The sequence below is a fragment of the Mesorhizobium sp. WSM4820 genome, from assembly GCF_055811075.1.
In genome coordinates this window covers 45511-60834 of the sequence record NZ_JBVVQN010000020.1, presented here as the reverse complement: position 1 = coordinate 60834, position 15324 = coordinate 45511, and the positions used below count along the sequence as shown (strand labels likewise).

The window sequence follows — 15324 nt, the reverse complement described above, 5'->3', positions numbered from 1 at the left end:
ATCGCCATGTCGGGCAATTTTCTTCATCGACAGCCAATCCTCCGAAGGCCCGACGGTATCGGCGGCGCCCTACCGGCGCTAACCCTTATCGCCCTGTTCTTCGTGGTGCCGGTTGTTGCGCTGCTGTTGCGCAGCGTGACCGAACCGGTGCCGGGCCTGCAGAACTACGCAATCCTGTTTGGCGACGGCACCTATGCGCGGGTCTTCTTCAACACCTTTCTGGTCGCCACCGTCGTCACCGCCGTAACCGTGGTCGTGGCGTTTCCGGTCGCCTGGATGCTGGCGATCATGCCGCCTGCCCTCGGCTCGATCGTCTTCGGCATCATCATCCTGTCGATGTGGACCAATCTGCTCACCCGCACCTATGCCTGGATGGTGCTGCTCCAACGCACCGGCGTCATCAATCGGACGCTGATGGATATCGGCCTGATCAGCGAGCCGCTGCCGCTGATCAACAACCTGACCGGCGTCACCATCGGCATGGTCTACATCATGCTGCCCTTCATGATACTGCCACTGGTCGGAACGCTGCGCGCCATCGATCCGATGACGCTGCGCGCCGCCGCTCTGTGCGGTGCCAGCCCCTTCGACGCCTTCCGCCGCATCCTGCTGCCCTTGTCGCTTCCCGGAATCGCTGCAGGCGGCCTGATGGTTTTCGTCATGTCGCTCGGCTATTTCGTGACACCAACGCTGCTCGGCGGCACCTCCAACATGATGCTCGCCGCAATGATTGCCCAGATGATCCAGTCCTTGCTCAACTGGGGGCTCGGAAGCGCGGCGGCTTTCATCCTGCTTTTGGTGACCATGGCGCTCTACGCGCTGCAGCTGCGTCTCGTCGGCGCCAAGCGCATGACAGGAGGCATCTGAGATGCTGCTCGACTACGACCGGCTCGGCTGGCTGCGTGCAGCACTTCTGGGTTTCACCGGCCTGGTCGCGGCGTTTCTGCTGCTGCCGGTTGTTTTCATCGTGCTTCTGTCGTTCGGGTCGTCGCGGTGGCTGGCTTTTCCGCCACCAGGCTGGACGCTGAAATGGTATGAGGAGCTCTTCGCCGATCCGGCCTGGCTCGAAGCGGCGCTGACCAGCGCGCGCATCGCCGCCATGGCCGCAATTCTTGCCGTCGTCATCGGGCTACTGGCTTCTTTCGCCCTGGTCCGGGGACAGTTTCGCGGGCGCAACACGCTTCGCGGCCTGCTGCTGACGCCAATGGTGCTGCCGGTCGTCGTCTTCGCCATCGCCATCTATGCATTCTTCCTGCGGATCGGGCTCGGCGGCACCACGGCAGGCTTTGTAATCGCCCACACGGTCCTGGCATTGCCGTTCGCCATCATTCCGATCACCGCGGCACTCGAAGGCTTTGACAAATCCATCGAGGACGCGGCGATCGTCTGCGGCGCAAGCCCATTCGAAGCAAAACTCCGGGTGACCTTGCCGGCGATCAAGATCGGGATTTTTTCGGCGGCGATCTTTGCCTTCCTCGCCTCGTGGGACGAGGTGGTGGTCGCGATCTTCATGGCCAGCCCCACCTTGCAGACCTTGCCGGTCAAGATCTGGGGCAGCCTGCGCCAGGATCTCAGCCCGGTCATCGCCGCGGCCTCCAGCCTTCTCGTTCTCCTGACGCTGGGCCTGATGATCGTAACCGCACTCATTCGGCGGAAATTGTCGAAATGACCGAACCGTTCCTCTCCATTCGCGACCTGCGCAAGGCGTTCGGCAGCTTCGTCGCCGTGCAGGATGTCACGATCGATATACCAAAAGGCGAATTCCTGACCTTTCTCGGCCCTTCCGGCTCTGGCAAGTCGACGACGCTCTACGCAATCGCCGGCTTTCAGCAGCCGACATCCGGCGACGTTCTTCTCAAGGGCAGGTCGCTGCTGTCGGTGCCGTCGCACAAGCGCAACATCGGCATGGTGTTCCAGCGCTACACGCTGTTCCAGCATCTCACCGTCGCCGAGAACATTGCCTTTCCGTTGCGCGTGCGCCGCCGGCCGGACGCCGAGGTGAAACGAAAAGTCGCCGAAATGCTGTCGCTGGTGCGGCTCGAGAGTTTCGGCGGCCGATATCCCGGCGCGCTTTCCGGCGGACAGCAGCAGCGCGTGGCGCTTGCCAGGGCGCTCGCCTACGATCCGCCGATCCTTCTGATGGACGAGCCGCTTTCGGCGCTCGACAAGAAGCTGCGCGAGGAAATCCAGGCCGAGATACGGCGTATCCACCGCGAAACCGGCGTAACGATCCTTTACGTCACCCACGATCAGGACGAGGCGCTGCATCTTTCGGATCGCATCGCGCTGTTTCGGGACGGGCGCATCGAGCAGATCGGCACCGGTGAGGACCTCTATCTGAGACCTGCGAGCGAATTCGTGGCCAGTTTCATCGGAAATTCCAATTTCCTGCCGGCCGAGCATCTTGAAACCGTCAACGGCGCCGCCACGATCCGCCTGGCCGATGGCTCGGTTGTCTCCGGCGTGAGGATCGATCAGGACTTCAGCCAAGGCCAGAAGACCCGGCTGATGGTGCGGCCGGAAGCGTTTCGACTGAGACCCGGCCCTGCCACTGCCGGGCTTGCGGTCGAATTCATCGACACCGCCTTCTTCGGCGAGCGGCGGCGCGTCATCGCGCGCACGGCCGCCGGCCAGGAGATCGACGTCAGGCCGACATCCGACATGGCGCAACCAAAGGACGGCGTCGCCTCGCGCGGACAGCAGATTTTTTTCGATCCCGCCGCCGCATTTCTGTTTCCGGCCTGACAGGCGCGCTGGCGGTCTGGAACGGATCTCAGGCAGCCGGTGCCTCGATGGTGACGCCGTATTTGGCGGCGATGGCCACGACCTTTGCCATCTCTGGCGTGCCGGCGGCGGTCGCGGCGTCCATTTCCGCGAACATCTGATCAAGGCCGCAACTCGGCGCGCAGAAGACGAGCACGCGAGCTGGCTTGTCGGCGTCATTGCGGATGGCGTGGCGCCGGCCGCGTGCGCCGAAGAAGAAACCGCCGGGCGCAACGCGACGGGGCGCGGACTCGCCCTCGAATTCGATGACGAGTTCGCCGCTCAGCACATAGAAGCCTTCATCCTCTCGGGCATGGATGTGCGGTGGCGTTGCCGCGCCCGGCGGAACCATGGACTCCCAGAGCGAGAAGGACCCGGCGGTCTCGGCACCGGTGGCTTTGTAGATATGGGTGATACCCAAAACGTTGAGCGTCGAGCCGGCCGCCGGCTCGCGCACGAACGCTTCGGCCGCTGCAGCTTTTGCATTCATCGTCGATCTCCTTCGTGGTTCGGGTCGCTCACCAGAAGATAGGCCTTGCCGGCAAAATCGGCGAGGTACGAGTGGCCGTGGGCAGCAATTTTCGCAGCAACAATGCGGAGATGCTGCGCGTTGCCGCGCCCGACGGCATCGGCTGGGCGGCGGCTTGAAATTTCCTCGGTCTCGCCCACGTACTGAAGCTACGCTGGCGTTACGCCGGCTTTCACCCGCGATACCTGGGAGCACCTGATGCCGACCCGCCGCTATGCCATCCTTGAAGCGCCGTCCTCGCTGGGTCTGGCGACCGACGGCGTTGAAGCCTTGCCCGGTCGGCTGCTGGAACAGGGCCTCGCCGAACGCATCCATGCGCGCCGCGCCGGGCGGCTGGCCGTCCCGCCGAAAGACCCGAAGCCCGACCCGGCCACCCTGACGCTGAATGCCAAGGCGATCGCGGCGTGGTCACCCAAGCTCGCCGACGCCGTGGAGGAGGTGCTGCACGCCCGCGAATTCCCGGTGGTGCTGGGCGGCGACTGTACGATCCTGCTGGGTCCGATGCTCGCGCTGCGCCGGCGCGGCCGCTACGGCCTGTTCTTCATCGACGGCCACGCCGATTTCTTCCAGCCGGAAGCGGAGCCCAACAGCGAAGGCGCGTCGATGGAGCTGGCCTTCGTCACCGGCTACGGGCCGGCGCTGCTGACCGACCTGGAGGGCCGCCGCCCGTTGGTTCGCTCCGAGGACACTGTCGCCTTCGCGTATCGCGACCACGAGGACCAGGCCGAATACGGCAGCCAGCCTTTGCCAGCAGAGCTCATGGCTTACGATCTGCACGCCATCCGCCGCCTGGGCGTCGAATCCGCCGCCCAAGCGGCGGTTGGCCACCTGACGCGGGCGGAACTCGACGGCTTCTTCATCCATCTCGACGCCGATTGTCTCGACGATGCGATCATGCCGGCGGTCGATTTCCGCGTACCGGGCGGGCTGTCGTGGGACGAGCTGTCGGCGGCGCTCCGCATCATCCTGGCGAGCGGCAAGGCGGTCGGGATCGAGGTCACCATCTACAATCCGCGCCTCGACGAGGACGGCAGCGCCGGCCGTGGCCTCGCCGATGTCGTGGCCGCCGCGCTCGGCACAGCCGCGCCCGATTGAGCGGACGGGAGCACTCTTGACCGTTGGGGCTTCGACTTCGCTGCCACACGCAACCACCTCTCCGAGCGAGAATCCCGCGCCTTATCCGCCCCCTGGATGATGGCAGGCAACCAGGCGACCGTCTCCCGTGCTCTGCAGCAGCGGACGCTCGTTGCGGCACGTGGAAGTGACGGCCGGGCAGCGGGTGTGAAACCGGCAGCCGGAGGGTGGGTTCATCGGGCTCGGCAAGTCACCCTTCAGGACAAGCCGCTCGCGTCGCGCCCGATCGATACTGGGTATCGGCACCGCGGAACGGAGTGCCGTGGTGTAGTGGTGCCTGGGCGCCGCAAAGACCAGATCGGTCGGCCCGCTCTCCACGACCGATCCCAGACACATGACGGCCACGCGCGTCGAAATCTGGCGCACCACGGATAGATCATGGGCGATGAATACATAGGTCAGGTTGAACTCCTCGCGCAGATCGGCCAGCAGATTGACGATCTGGGCCTGGATCGAAACGTCGAGCGCCGAGACCGGCTCGTCGGCCACGATCAGCCTTGGCCGGAGCGCCAGCGCGCGAGCAATGCCGATCCGCTGCCGCTGGCCGCCCGAGAATTCGTGGGGATAGCGCGACGCGTGTTCGGGGGACAATTCGACCCGGCGCAGAAGCTCGGCGACGCGGTCCGTCATTTCCGATGCCGAGAGGCGCTCATGGATGCGGAACGGATCGGCCAGCAGATCGCCGACCCGCCGACGTGGATTGAGCGAGGCGCTCGGATCCTGAAAGACCATCTGCATCTGTCGCCGCAACGGACGGAGCTGACGCTGGGACGCGTCGGTAATGTCGCGGCCCTCGAACTCCAGAGAACCGGAGGTGATATCGGTCAGGCGCACCAGGCAGCGGCCAAGGGTGGATTTGCCGCAACCTGACTCCCCGACAATGCCAAGCGTTTCCCCGGGCCAGATGTCGAGCGATACCGTGTCGACCGCCTGGACCCTCCGGCGCTGCGCCGGCAAGATCGAGCGGCCGACGTGATAATGTTTCGACAGGTCGCTGGTCCGGAGCAGCGGGCGCTCCCGCAGCACGCCGCTCATATTGGCGTCTCGATGCTGGCAACCTCGCGGATATGAAACTTGCGGCTGGTTTCCGGCAATGCGCAAGCAGCACGATGGCCGTTCCCGCCGACAAGCGGGGGCTGGACAATGCAGGCATCGTGGCGGAACGCACAGCGCGGACCGAACGCGCAGCCTTTCGGCAGGTTGGAGAGGGACGGCGGAGCTCCCGGAATCGCGGCGAGCCGTGCCGGACGCTCACCATCCATCGGCGGGATCGAGCCGAACAGGCCCCAGGTGTAAGGATGCAGCGGCGTTCGGAACACGCTGCTCTTGCGGCCCTCCTCGACGAAGCGTCCGCCATACATGACCAAGACCCGATCCGCGACCTGGGCGACGACGCCAAGATCGTGTGTGACCAGGATCACCGCCGAGCCGAACTGATCGCGCAGCCGTCCGATCAGTTCGAGGATCTGCGCCTGCACGGTCACGTCCAGGGCCGTGGTCGGTTCATCCGCGACAAGCAGCGCCGGGTTGCACGAGAGCGCCATCGCAATCACCGCACGCTGGCGCATGCCACCGGAGAGCTGGTGCGGATAGCCGTCGACGACCCGATCAGGATTGGCAATGCCGACCGCATCCAGCAACTGCACCGCCCTCGCCCGCGCCGCCCGCGCCGACACTTTCTCATGCGCACGCACCTGCTCGCCGATCTGGTTGCCGATCGTATGCACCGGGGTGAGCGCCGACATCGGATCCTGGAAGATCATCGCGATCTGGCGGCCGCGAATGGCATCGAGCGCACGCCGGTTGAGCCCGACGAGCTCCTGCCCCATGAAGCGGATTGAACCGGAGACGACGGCATTGGGGCTGTCGATCAGCCCCATGATGGCCAGCAAGGTCTGGCTTTTGCCGGAACCGGACTCACCGACGACACCGACGATCTCCCGCTGCTCGACGGCAAACGAGACGCCTGCCACAGCCCGCACCAGCCCCGCGTCGCTGCGGAAGGATACGGTGAGACCCTCGACGACGAGAAGGGGAGCGTTAACGGACATCGCGAGCCCTCGGGTCGATAAAGACGAAGACGACATCGACGACGAAGTTTGCCATCACCACGAAAAACGAGGCGTAGATCACCGTGGCAAGGATCATCGGCAGGTCGAGGGTCTGCAGTGCCTCATAGGTCAATTTCCCGACGCCCTGCAGCCCGAAGACCACTTCGGTCAACAGCGCGCCGCCGCCGACCAAGGCACCGAAATCGAGACCGAACATGGTGACGAATGCCACCAGTGACGTCCTGAGGCCGTGATGCAGCAAAACCCGCCGCTCGCCGATCCCCTTGGCCCGCGCGGTGCGGATAAAATCCTCCTGCATCATCTCGATCAGACTTGCCCTCAGCACCCGTCCGTAAAGGCCGACATAAAGCGTCGCCAGCGTGAACCACGGAATGACGAGCGCCTTGAACCAGCCCCAGGGGTCCTGTGTCAGGGGGATGTAGCCGAGCGGAGGAACCCAAGAAAACAGCCAGGTGTCATGCCAGCGGCTCTGTGTCAGCAGATTGGCGACCTCGCCGAGCCAGAAGACCGGAACGGACACTCCAATCAGGCTCAGGATCATCAGCGCCCGGTCGATGAATGTGCCGCGCGTCGCGCCGGCGATCACCCCGACGATCAGTCCGCCGAGCACCCACAGCACCGCCGCGCCGCCGACCAGCGACAGCGTAACCGGAATGGCCCCTGTCACCGCAGGAATCACGCGCTGCCCGCGATTGACGAAGGAGGTGAGGTCGCGGCTGACGAAAAGCCGATTCATCATCAGCCCGTATTGCACCGGCAATGGCCGATCGAGACCGAAATCGTGGCGGACCTGGACCAATGTCTCCTGGGAGGCGTTGCGGCCGGCAATGCGCGCCGAGGGATCGGCACCGGGCGTGGCGAAGAAGATCAGGAAAGCGACGATGCTGATGCCGAACATGACCAGCACCATCTGGCCGAGCCGAAAACTCATGGCGGCAAGCACTAGATGCCCCTCGGCGAGGATTTCGGATCGAGCGCATCGCGCACGCCGTCGCCGAGAATGTTGAGAGCCAGCACAGTGATGACAATGGCAAGCCCGGGCGCCAGCGCCACGATCGGCCTGGAATAGAGCAGGCCCTGACCGTCCTGGATGATCGTGCCCCAGCTGGCGTCCGGCGGTTGCACGCCGATCGACAGAAACGACAGCGAGGATTCGGTCATCATGTTGAGTGCCAGGATCAACGGCACGAAAACGATGATGCGCGTCACCACATTTGGCATGATGTCGCGCAGCAGGATGCGCCAGGGCGACGCGCCAAGCCCGATCGCCGCGGTGACGAATTCGGCCTGCATCAAGGTCAGGACATGGCCACGGATCGGCCGTGCCACATAGGGCACATAGACGATGCCGATGATGAAGATCGGCAGCCACAGGCTGCCGGAGCGGATTTCGAACGGACCGATCTGGATGCTCTGCGCGATCAGCACGATCGACAGCGAAATCGCCAGCAGGAAAACCGGGAACGCCCAGAGCACGTCGAGAATACGCGACAGGCCGACGTCGACAATGCCGCCGAAGAACCCGGAAACAACCCCCAGAAAGGTCGCCAGGACGAGGCACAGCACAGCCGCAGCGCCAGAGATCAACAGCGAATCCCGCCCGCCATAAAGCAGCCGCGCCGCGACGTCTCGGCCCTGATTGTCGGCGCCGAGCAGATACGGGCCGATCCGCCAGGTCGGCCCAATCGGCGTCATGCCGAGGCCAAGGCCTTCGGTGGAAGCCTGCAGTACCGGCTGGGTCACCCCATCGATGACGATCTCGCCGTTGAGATTGGTTACGAAAGGATCCGTGTGGGCGATGTATTGCGCATAAAGCGGCGCCGCCAGCGAAGCGATGACGATGACGACGAGCACACCGAACGCCGCTATTGCCGAACGATCGGCTTTAAGCTTGCGCCATGCCGTGCGCCATGGGCCAGCGGCGGCCTGGCGGACCGGGGCGGCAGGCTGGTCCGCAATGACATTGACCATGAACGGGGGACCATAAACGGGATTGCCTGGCAAAAATCTCGACCTGGAAGATGCGCTGATCCGGCGGAAAAGGAAATGCGACGGAGCGCCGGTGGCACTCCGTCGCATTGGCTCGAGGGGATCATTCGACCCAGGACTGGCTGACGATCCAGTAGAATTGCGGGCTGAAGGTGAAGTTCTTCAGCCTGGAAGAGACGACATCGACCCGCTTGGGTGTGAACAAAACAGCGACCGGGGCCTTGTCCGTCACCGCCTTGTCGATGGCCGTCCACAGCGTTGCGCCATTGGCTGGGTCGGCGATGGTGGCTGTCTCTGCTTCGGCCATCGACGCGTCGATCGATGTGTCGCAGAACCCGGAAATGTTGACCGAGGCGTCCGAGCCCGGCGTGAATGAGGCACAGCTGAACAGCACTTCCAGAAAATTGGATGGCGCCGGGTAATCCTGGAACCATTGCGAGACCGAGATCTGCACCTTGTTGTTGGTGTTCTGGATGTAGGTGAACTGGATGTTCTGCGAGATCGGCTTGACCGATGTCTTGTAGCCGAGCTGGTTGAGCACGTCCTGCAGATAGACCCCGATCGACTTCGAGACGCTGCTGTCCTCGGTGATGATCGTCACCTCCTGACCAGCGGTTCCCGATTCAGCAACCAGTTGTTTGGCCTTGTCCATATCCGGCGCCGACCACTTTTCGCCCGGATTGGCGGTGAATGGGCAATAAGGCGCGAATGACGGGAAGCCCGGCGGCAGGATCTGGCAAGCCGGCTGCGCCAGATTGCTGCCGCCAAAGAGCTTGATGATCGCGGCGCGGTCGATGGCGAAGTTCACCGCCTGGCGAACACGGATGTCGTTGAACGGCGCCAGATTGTTGTTCAACGGCGCATACCACATCGCCATCAGCGGATGCACCGTGACCTGCTTGGCATATTTGGTGCCGAGTTCGCCGAGACGGTCCGCCGGCGGCGGATCGAACATCCAGTCCGCCTGCCCGTTCTCGACCGCCGTCACCGCCGCTTCGTCGGTGAGGCCGAATTCATAGTCGATCTCGTCGGGATACCCTGCCGGCTGGGCTTCCTTGCTCCATTCCTTGAAGTGAGGATTGCGCACCATTTTCATCAGCTTGTTCGGGTCATAGCTCGCGATCATGTAGGGCCCAGTGCCCGGGATCGGATCAGTGCCGGCATCCTTGAGCGGCGCGCCCGCCGGCAGGATCGCCGCGTGCGGAATGGCGATCTTCTGCAGGAACTCGGCATCCGGCTGGACCAGGTTGAAGGTGATCGTTCCGGCTGCGTCGTCAACCGACAGGCCGCCATCGAGGGTGCATGTCGCCGGGGTTTTCAAACACGCATCGGCGCCGACGATGCCGTTGTAGAAGGTCCCGGCCGTCGGCCCGCTGATCTTGAAGATGCGCTGGAACGAAGCCACCACATCCTTGCTGGTGACGTCCGAGCCGTCGGCGAACTTGATGCCTTTGCGCAGCTTGAAGACGTAGGTCTTGCCGCTGTTTTCGACCTTCGGCAGGGTTTCGGCGAGATCTGCGACCACCTCGAAGCCGGTCTTGTCGCCGGCCTTTTTGTAGGTCACCAGACCATCGTAGAGAATATAGTTCATCTGGAAAAACTGCAGCGTGTAATTGATATGCGGATCGGCGGTGCCGGCAGCGGCGTTGGCCAGCAAGCGGAGCGTGCCGCCAAGCTTGCCTTCCGCGGCCAAGGCAGTGCTCGGCGGCGACACGATCGTCATGCCGAGCAGAGCCAGGCCGGGTATCAACGCTGCCAGTGCCTTTTGGACTGCAAGTGCCTTCTGGGGTCGCATGGCTGTGTTTCCTCGTGGAAAGCGTGTCGACTGGCCACGCTATACGCAATCGACGACCGCGGCGTGGCTGGAAATGATCTGGGTCGCGGGTGGGTCTGCGCACCTTCGCCCAATCGGAAAAGACTACGACCAGCGAAGCCGAGCAGGATAGCTATTAAGATAGATAGGTCGGAGAGGCCAGCCTTAAGCCTATTTATTGGGCACGCGGGTGACATGGCTATTTGACAAGCAATGGCCAGCGGGTAAGCTTGTCGCATGCAGGGCTTTTCAGGCGATCTAGAGAGCCGGTTCCGAACGGGAATGAGCATCGACGCCGCCATGGCGGTGGCGACCGATGTGCTGGAGCCCGTCGGTTTCACCTCATTCATCTATGACTATACGCCCGTGCCGGTCAGCCATGAGGGCGACCTGATCACCCCGTCGCTGATGGCTCTGCACAACGTGCCGCGCGACATGCAGGATCTCTGGTGCAAAGGCGGCTATTATCAGCTTGACCCGGTGCAGGAAGCCGCGCTCGCCGTATCGAGGCCGTTCCTCTGGTCGCACAAGGGCGTTCAGAGCACCGTCATGCAGCATGTGCTTCGGTCCAGGCATGATCCGGTGATCAGCTATCTGCTCGATACCAGGATGACCTGCGGCGTCACCGTGCCCATCCGTCTTGCCGGTGGGGATCTGGCCACCTTCACCGCGATCCGCGCCGACCCAGAGCCAGGGTTCGAGGCCGAAGCAAGGCAGTTAATCGCCGAAATCGGCGATCTGGGCCATCTCTTGCACGACTCCGTCTACGCCGGTTTCGATGCCGGCATCCGCACCTGCCCATACGTCCACCTGACGTCGCGCGAGCGCCAGTGCCTGCGCCTCGCCGCCGCCGGACTGACGGCCAAGCAGGTCGCGCGCGAGATTGGCCGCGCGGTGCCGACAGCAACGCTGCATCTCAACGCGGCGACACGCAAGCTTGGCGCGCGCAACCGCTTCCACGCCATCGCGCTGGCTGCCCACTACCGGCTGCTCGAGCCGGAGCATTGAGGCGCTCCGCCTGAGGGCTCCTCCCGCCACGGCAAACCTATAAATAGTGCTAGCTGTAAATGCGCCGGGCCGCTTAGTACCGTCGGCCGCAAACAAGGCTTGGGAGGGTCCGTCACTTTGGTTCCTGCCGCGCCATGACCCGGAGCTTGGAACTGTGACGGCACATGCGACCACCGAAGGATTCAGCGACTACCGGGGCTACCGCACCTGGTATCGCGTGATCGGAGATCTCAACTCGGGCAAGCTGCCATTGGTCATCGCTCACGGCGGGCCGGGCTGCACCCACGACTATGTCGATTCGTTCAAGGAGCTTGCCGATACCGGGCGGGCGGTCATCCACTACGATCAGATCGGCAACGGCAAATCGACCCATCTGCCCGACAAGGGCGGCGACTTCTGGACCGTCGATTTCTTTTTGGGCGAACTCGATGCGCTGCTCGCCCACATTGGCATTGCCGAGCGTTACGCCCTGCTCGGCCAGTCCTGGGGCGGCATACTCTCGGCCGAACATGCCGTGCGACGCCCTGCCGGGCTCAAGGCATTGATCCTGGCCAATTCGCTGGCCTCGATGGCGCTATGGGTGGAAGGCGCGCTGCAATTGCGGGCCGGGCTGCCGGCCGATGTGCAACTCGCGCTTGACCGGCACGAGGCAGCCGGGACCACCGATCACCCGGATTATGTTGCGGCAACCAAAGCCTTCTATGACCGCCACGTCTGCCGTGTCCGTCCAACGCCGCGGGAGGTCGCCCGGACATTCGCGGCAATCGACGCGGATCCGACGGTTTATCACACCATGAACGGACCCAATGAATTCCACGTCATCGGCACGATGCGGAACTGGACCATCGTCGAGCGCCTGCATCTGATCGAGGCGCCGACGCTGGCGTTCCGCGGATTTTACGACGAAGCGACCGAAGCCTGCGTCCAGCCCTTTCTCGATCATATTCCCGACGTCGAAGGCATGGTCTTCCCAAATTCCAGCCATATGCCGCATGTCGAGGAGAAGGACGACTGCCTCGCCGCCGTCGGACGCTTTGTCGCCAAATACGATTGAGGCCCATGCCCCACAGCGGCCTGTCTTTGCGCAAGCTGATTGTGCTGGGCTTAGAGCCCGCCCGATTTGCTCATAATCTCTCCACGATCAGCCGCGATGGCCTCGTTGCATCGAGGAAAACCGTGTTGCGCGCCACTTGCCGGCTACGGCCGAGCCCCGCCGGCGCACCGGTGTTCGGATTGACGTCGAACTTCGGAAAATTGCTCGAAGAGATGTCCAGCCGCAGCCGATGGCCGGCACGGAACAGATTGGCGGTCGCAAACAGCTCGATGTGAAGCCGCATGATCTCGCCAGGTTTCACGAGCTCGGCTCTTTCGAATGAATGCCGGAAACGACAGCGGAAAATCCCGTCTGACAGGTTCAAGGCAAAGCCCGTCGGATAGTCGGCGCTCGGTGGATGGACGTCGATCAGTTTCGCGGTGAAGTCGGTGTCTGGCGCATCGGTCGTCGCCCAGAGATCCACCGCCACCCTTCCGAGCACGGTCAAATCGTCGGCAAGCGGCTCGGTCTCGAAGGAGAGGACATCGAGACGGGCGGAAAGCGGCAGTCCGAAATTGCGGCAGCCGAAGAACCTCTCGTCCTCTCTCTGGTCGAAGCCGCCCCCTGTGAAGATCGGCTGACCGCTGGTCAGCGCGCCGCCAATGGTCGGGACCGCGTCGGCGGGATCGAAATCATAGCTTAGCGCGGCGGCGTCGGGCGCGGGAAAGGCCTCCGAAAGCCTGCCGTTGGGGTGCAGGTAATAGGTTTGCTCGGTCATGTCCGGCAGCGGCCACCGCTTGGCTTTGATCCAGCGCCCGCCGTGATCGAGACGGCCCGTTTCAGTTTTCGTGCCCTTTCCCCCGCCCATGACAAAAAGGCGGATCGGCTCCTCGTCGAGATTGTCCTCCGGCCCGCTCCTCAGCCAGCGATCGAACCAGCGGCGACGAAACTCCAGCCAGCTCGCCGCCACATTGCCGCCGAGCGGAGCGTTCGGTCCGAAATCGACGTCGCCGGCAAAGGTCAGATTGCGATCGCCGTGCAGACCCGGACCCATGATCAAGGCGAGCGGCCGTTTGCCATTGCGTGCAAGGCCGGCGAAATTCTCGAACGTCGTCGGGACATAGACGTCGAACCAGCTCGAGATCAGGGCGATCGGAATGTGGGGAATGGCGTCGTAGAAGCCCGCTGCATGAATGCCGACCTGCTTCCAGAAGCCGTCGAAGGTCTCGTGCCGCCACTGCTCCAGCAGGTAAGCCTCGTAGTCCGGAGCCCAGCGGAGCGGGGAACGGCCCTCCGACCAGGGCATTTTGCCGAACCAGCGATGCAGGTTTTCCGCTTCGAGCGCCTTTCGGGCCAACTCGTCGCCGGCGGCGACGGCGCTCTCGCGGGCTTCCCGGTAGGCCCAGGTCGCCTGTTTCAGCTCGAACGCGCCGCCTTGGCGGATGCCGCAGGTGAAGGCGTTAGAGAATCCGCCGGAATCGAGGATCATGGTCGCAAGAGCCGGCGGCGCAAGGCACGCCGCCGCCATTTGGGTATGCGCAGCATAGGAAAGGCCCATGGTGCCGATCCGGCCATTGCACCAGGGCTGGGCTGCGATCCATGCAAGCGTGTCGTAGCCGTCCGGACCTTCGGAGCGATATTTGACGAACTCGCCTTCCGAGCCGTAGCGGCCGCGGCAGTCCTGGTAGACGACGATATAGCCATGGCGCACGAAATGCTCGGCGACCGTCGCGCGATCCATCGGTTCGGTCATGCTGACCTCGACTTCGGCGCGCGATGCCATCGCCTTGCCATAAGGCGTCCGCTCAACGATGACGGGAGCTGGCCGGTCCAGCGCGCGGCCTCCCCTTGCCGGTCGGTAGACGTCGGTCGCCAGTCTTACCCCATCGCGCATCGTCACCATGATATCGCGGCAGAGGACCATGTCATCGGTCACGGACTGGAACGCCTGGAGGTCGGTCATCTCAAAAAATTCCAAGGCGTTCAGGCGACGGCGTCATTGAGGTGGCATGCGCTCTTGTGTCCGGCAGCAACCACCTTCAGTCGGGGCGCTTCGGTGCGGCAACGAGGCATCGCGTGCGGGCAGCGCGGGTGGAAATGACATCCGCTCGGCGGCGAGAGCGGACTCGGCAATTCACCCTTGATCGCGGCAAAGCCGCGTTTGGTGGTTTCGATCCGCGGCACCTCGGCGAGAAGCGCCTGCGTGTAGGGATGGTTGGCCCGTGCAAAGATCTCCTCGGCCGGAGCCTCTTCGACAATGCGGCCGAGATACATGATCGCCACCCGATCGGAGATGTGCTCGACCACTCCGAGATCGTGGCTGATGAACAAGTAAGTGAGGTTCAGCCTCTCGCGCAGGTCCATGAAGAGATTGAGGATTTGCGCCTGGATCGAGACGTCCAAAGCGGCAACGGCCTCATCGCAGACGAGAAATTCCGGCTGCACGGCGAGCGCGCGCGCAATGCCGATCCGCTGGCGCTGGCCGCCGCTGAACTGATGCGGAAAGCGGTGTTTTAGCGCCGGATCGAGACCCGCACGCCGGAACTGTTGATCGACAAAGGTACCGAGATCGCCCTCAACCAGCCCGTGTACGCGCGGCGCCTCGCTGACGATATCGGCCGCTTTGCGGCGCGGATTGAGCGAGGCGTAGGGATTCTGGAATATCATCTGCACGCGCAGCTTGGCCTCACGCCGTTCGAGCGGCGGAAGCGCCTTCAAGTCCTTGCCGCGCCATGATACCGATCCCTTGCTGGGCGCCACGATGCCGGCGACGATCCGCCCCAGTGTGGACTTGCCGCATCCCGACTCGCCAACGAGGCCCAGAACCTCGCCCCTGCGAACGGCGAGGCTGACACCGTCGATCGCCTGCACGCTTGCCGTCGGTTTGGCGAGTTTGAACGAGATCGCCAAACGGGCCGCGAGATCCGGCCGCGTGCCGAAGCTGTGAGAAATCTCGTTCAGCTCGATCAGCGGTGCCATCCCG

General features: G+C 63.6%; 15 protein-coding genes. 6 read left to right on the top strand and 9 right to left on the bottom strand.

The genetic code is table 11. From position 1 onward, the window contains the following. The first annotated feature begins 6 nt into the window (after positions 1–6). Genes AC0L2R_RS26850 through AC0L2R_RS26840 form a run of 3 tightly spaced genes read left to right on the top strand, consistent with a single transcriptional unit; the run spans position 7 to position 2745 of the window. Positions 7–867 carry an ABC transporter permease gene (locus AC0L2R_RS26850; protein WP_473512490.1) on the top strand — a complete coding sequence of 287 codons (861 nt, stop codon included), beginning with the start codon at positions 7–9 and terminating at the stop codon, positions 865–867. A gap of 1 nt (position 868) precedes the next feature. Further along, complete coding sequence (locus tag AC0L2R_RS26845; RefSeq protein WP_473512488.1) at positions 869–1669, top strand: ABC transporter permease; 801 nt, start codon at positions 869–871, stop codon at positions 1667–1669. Next, entirely contained in the window at positions 1666–2745 is a 1080-nt protein-coding gene (locus AC0L2R_RS26840) for an ABC transporter ATP-binding protein (protein WP_473512486.1), read from the top strand. The genes AC0L2R_RS26845 and AC0L2R_RS26840 overlap by 4 nt, the downstream gene beginning before the upstream one ends. A 28-nt stretch (positions 2746–2773) precedes the next feature. Here AC0L2R_RS26840 and AC0L2R_RS26835 read toward each other — a convergent pair whose 3' ends face one another. Together AC0L2R_RS26835 and AC0L2R_RS26830 are read right to left on the bottom strand one after the other, a co-directional pair. Then, positions 2774–3253 (bottom strand): cupin domain-containing protein, encoded by a 480-nt coding sequence (locus tag AC0L2R_RS26835; RefSeq protein ID WP_473512484.1) that lies wholly within the window; start codon positions 3251–3253, stop codon positions 2774–2776. Further along, complete coding sequence (locus tag AC0L2R_RS26830) at positions 3250–3432, bottom strand: hypothetical protein (RefSeq protein WP_473512482.1); 183 nt, start codon at positions 3430–3432, stop codon at positions 3250–3252. Before AC0L2R_RS26830 ends, AC0L2R_RS26835 begins: the two co-directional genes overlap by 4 nt. A gap of 58 nt (positions 3433–3490) precedes the next feature. Between AC0L2R_RS26830 and AC0L2R_RS26825 the strand changes: the two genes are divergently transcribed. Next, positions 3491–4387: an arginase family protein gene (locus AC0L2R_RS26825; RefSeq protein WP_473512480.1), complete on the top strand. Its 897-nt coding sequence runs from the start codon at positions 3491–3493 to the stop codon at positions 4385–4387. Between the two features lie 81 nt (positions 4388–4468). On the opposite strand, the gene AC0L2R_RS26820 is transcribed toward AC0L2R_RS26825, so the two are convergent. The 5 genes from AC0L2R_RS26820 to AC0L2R_RS26800 form a co-directional block, all read right to left on the bottom strand. Then, entirely contained in the window at positions 4469–5461 is a 993-nt protein-coding gene (locus AC0L2R_RS26820; RefSeq protein WP_473512478.1) for an ABC transporter ATP-binding protein, read from the bottom strand. After that, complete coding sequence (locus tag AC0L2R_RS26815) at positions 5458–6477, bottom strand: ABC transporter ATP-binding protein (RefSeq protein WP_473512476.1); 1020 nt, start codon at positions 6475–6477, stop codon at positions 5458–5460. Before AC0L2R_RS26815 ends, AC0L2R_RS26820 begins: the two co-directional genes overlap by 4 nt. Then, positions 6467–7429: an ABC transporter permease gene (locus AC0L2R_RS26810; RefSeq protein ID WP_473512475.1), complete on the bottom strand. Its 963-nt coding sequence runs from the start codon at positions 7427–7429 to the stop codon at positions 6467–6469. Before AC0L2R_RS26810 ends, AC0L2R_RS26815 begins: the two co-directional genes overlap by 11 nt. A gap of 11 nt (positions 7430–7440) precedes the next feature. Next, positions 7441–8469 carry an ABC transporter permease gene (locus AC0L2R_RS26805; protein WP_287226308.1) on the bottom strand — a complete coding sequence of 343 codons (1029 nt, stop codon included), beginning with the start codon at positions 8467–8469 and terminating at the stop codon, positions 7441–7443. A 121-nt stretch (positions 8470–8590) separates the two neighbouring features. Next, a complete protein-coding gene (locus AC0L2R_RS26800) occupies positions 8591–10282 on the bottom strand; it encodes an ABC transporter substrate-binding protein (RefSeq protein ID WP_473512473.1) in 1692 nt (563 codons plus the stop codon). A gap of 300 nt (positions 10283–10582) precedes the next feature. Between AC0L2R_RS26800 and AC0L2R_RS26795 the strand changes: the two genes are divergently transcribed. Further along, positions 10583–11308 (top strand): LuxR family transcriptional regulator, encoded by a 726-nt coding sequence (locus AC0L2R_RS26795; protein ID WP_287171679.1) that lies wholly within the window; start codon positions 10583–10585, stop codon positions 11306–11308. 154 nt (positions 11309–11462) lie between these two features. Continuing rightward, positions 11463–12362 (top strand): proline iminopeptidase-family hydrolase, encoded by a 900-nt coding sequence (locus AC0L2R_RS26790; protein WP_473512471.1) that lies wholly within the window; start codon positions 11463–11465, stop codon positions 12360–12362. 70 nt (positions 12363–12432) lie between these two features. On the opposite strand, the gene AC0L2R_RS26785 is transcribed toward AC0L2R_RS26790, so the two are convergent. Both AC0L2R_RS26785 and AC0L2R_RS26780 read right to left on the bottom strand, forming a co-directional pair. Next, a complete protein-coding gene (locus tag AC0L2R_RS26785) occupies positions 12433–14304 on the bottom strand; it encodes a CocE/NonD family hydrolase (protein ID WP_473512469.1) in 1872 nt (623 codons plus the stop codon). A gap of 20 nt (positions 14305–14324) precedes the next feature. Continuing rightward, complete coding sequence (locus AC0L2R_RS26780) at positions 14325–15320, bottom strand: ABC transporter ATP-binding protein (protein WP_473512571.1); 996 nt, start codon at positions 15318–15320, stop codon at positions 14325–14327. Positions 15321–15324: the final 4 nt, after the last annotated feature.

Bases quoted from the DNA above. Each gene is read 5' to 3' on its own strand.
- AC0L2R_RS26785 (WP_473512469.1), bottom strand. From the start codon at position 14,304: ATGACCGACCTCCAGGCGTTCCAGTCCGTGACCGATGACATGGTCCTC.
- AC0L2R_RS26825 (WP_473512480.1), top strand. From the start codon at position 3,491: ATGCCGACCCGCCGCTATGCCATCCTTGAAGCGCCGTCCTCGCTGGGT.
- AC0L2R_RS26800 (WP_473512473.1), bottom strand. From the start codon at position 10,282: ATGCGACCCCAGAAGGCACTTGCAGTCCAAAAGGCACTGGCAGCGTTG.
- AC0L2R_RS26840 (WP_473512486.1), top strand. From the start codon at position 1,666: ATGACCGAACCGTTCCTCTCCATTCGCGACCTGCGCAAGGCGTTCGGC.
- AC0L2R_RS26845 (WP_473512488.1), top strand. From the start codon at position 869: ATGCTGCTCGACTACGACCGGCTCGGCTGGCTGCGTGCAGCACTTCTG.
- AC0L2R_RS26835 (WP_473512484.1), bottom strand. From the start codon at position 3,253: ATGAATGCAAAAGCTGCAGCGGCCGAAGCGTTCGTGCGCGAGCCGGCG.
- AC0L2R_RS26795 (WP_287171679.1), top strand. From the start codon at position 10,583: ATGAGCATCGACGCCGCCATGGCGGTGGCGACCGATGTGCTGGAGCCC.
- AC0L2R_RS26850 (WP_473512490.1), top strand. From the start codon at position 7: ATGTCGGGCAATTTTCTTCATCGACAGCCAATCCTCCGAAGGCCCGAC.
- AC0L2R_RS26805 (WP_287226308.1), bottom strand. From the start codon at position 8,469: ATGGTCAATGTCATTGCGGACCAGCCTGCCGCCCCGGTCCGCCAGGCC.
- AC0L2R_RS26820 (WP_473512478.1), bottom strand. From the start codon at position 5,461: ATGAGCGGCGTGCTGCGGGAGCGCCCGCTGCTCCGGACCAGCGACCTG.
- AC0L2R_RS26810 (WP_473512475.1), bottom strand. From the start codon at position 7,429: ATGAGTTTTCGGCTCGGCCAGATGGTGCTGGTCATGTTCGGCATCAGC.
- AC0L2R_RS26780 (WP_473512571.1), bottom strand. From the start codon at position 15,320: ATGGCACCGCTGATCGAGCTGAACGAGATTTCTCACAGCTTCGGCACG.
- AC0L2R_RS26815 (WP_473512476.1), bottom strand. From the start codon at position 6,477: ATGTCCGTTAACGCTCCCCTTCTCGTCGTCGAGGGTCTCACCGTATCC.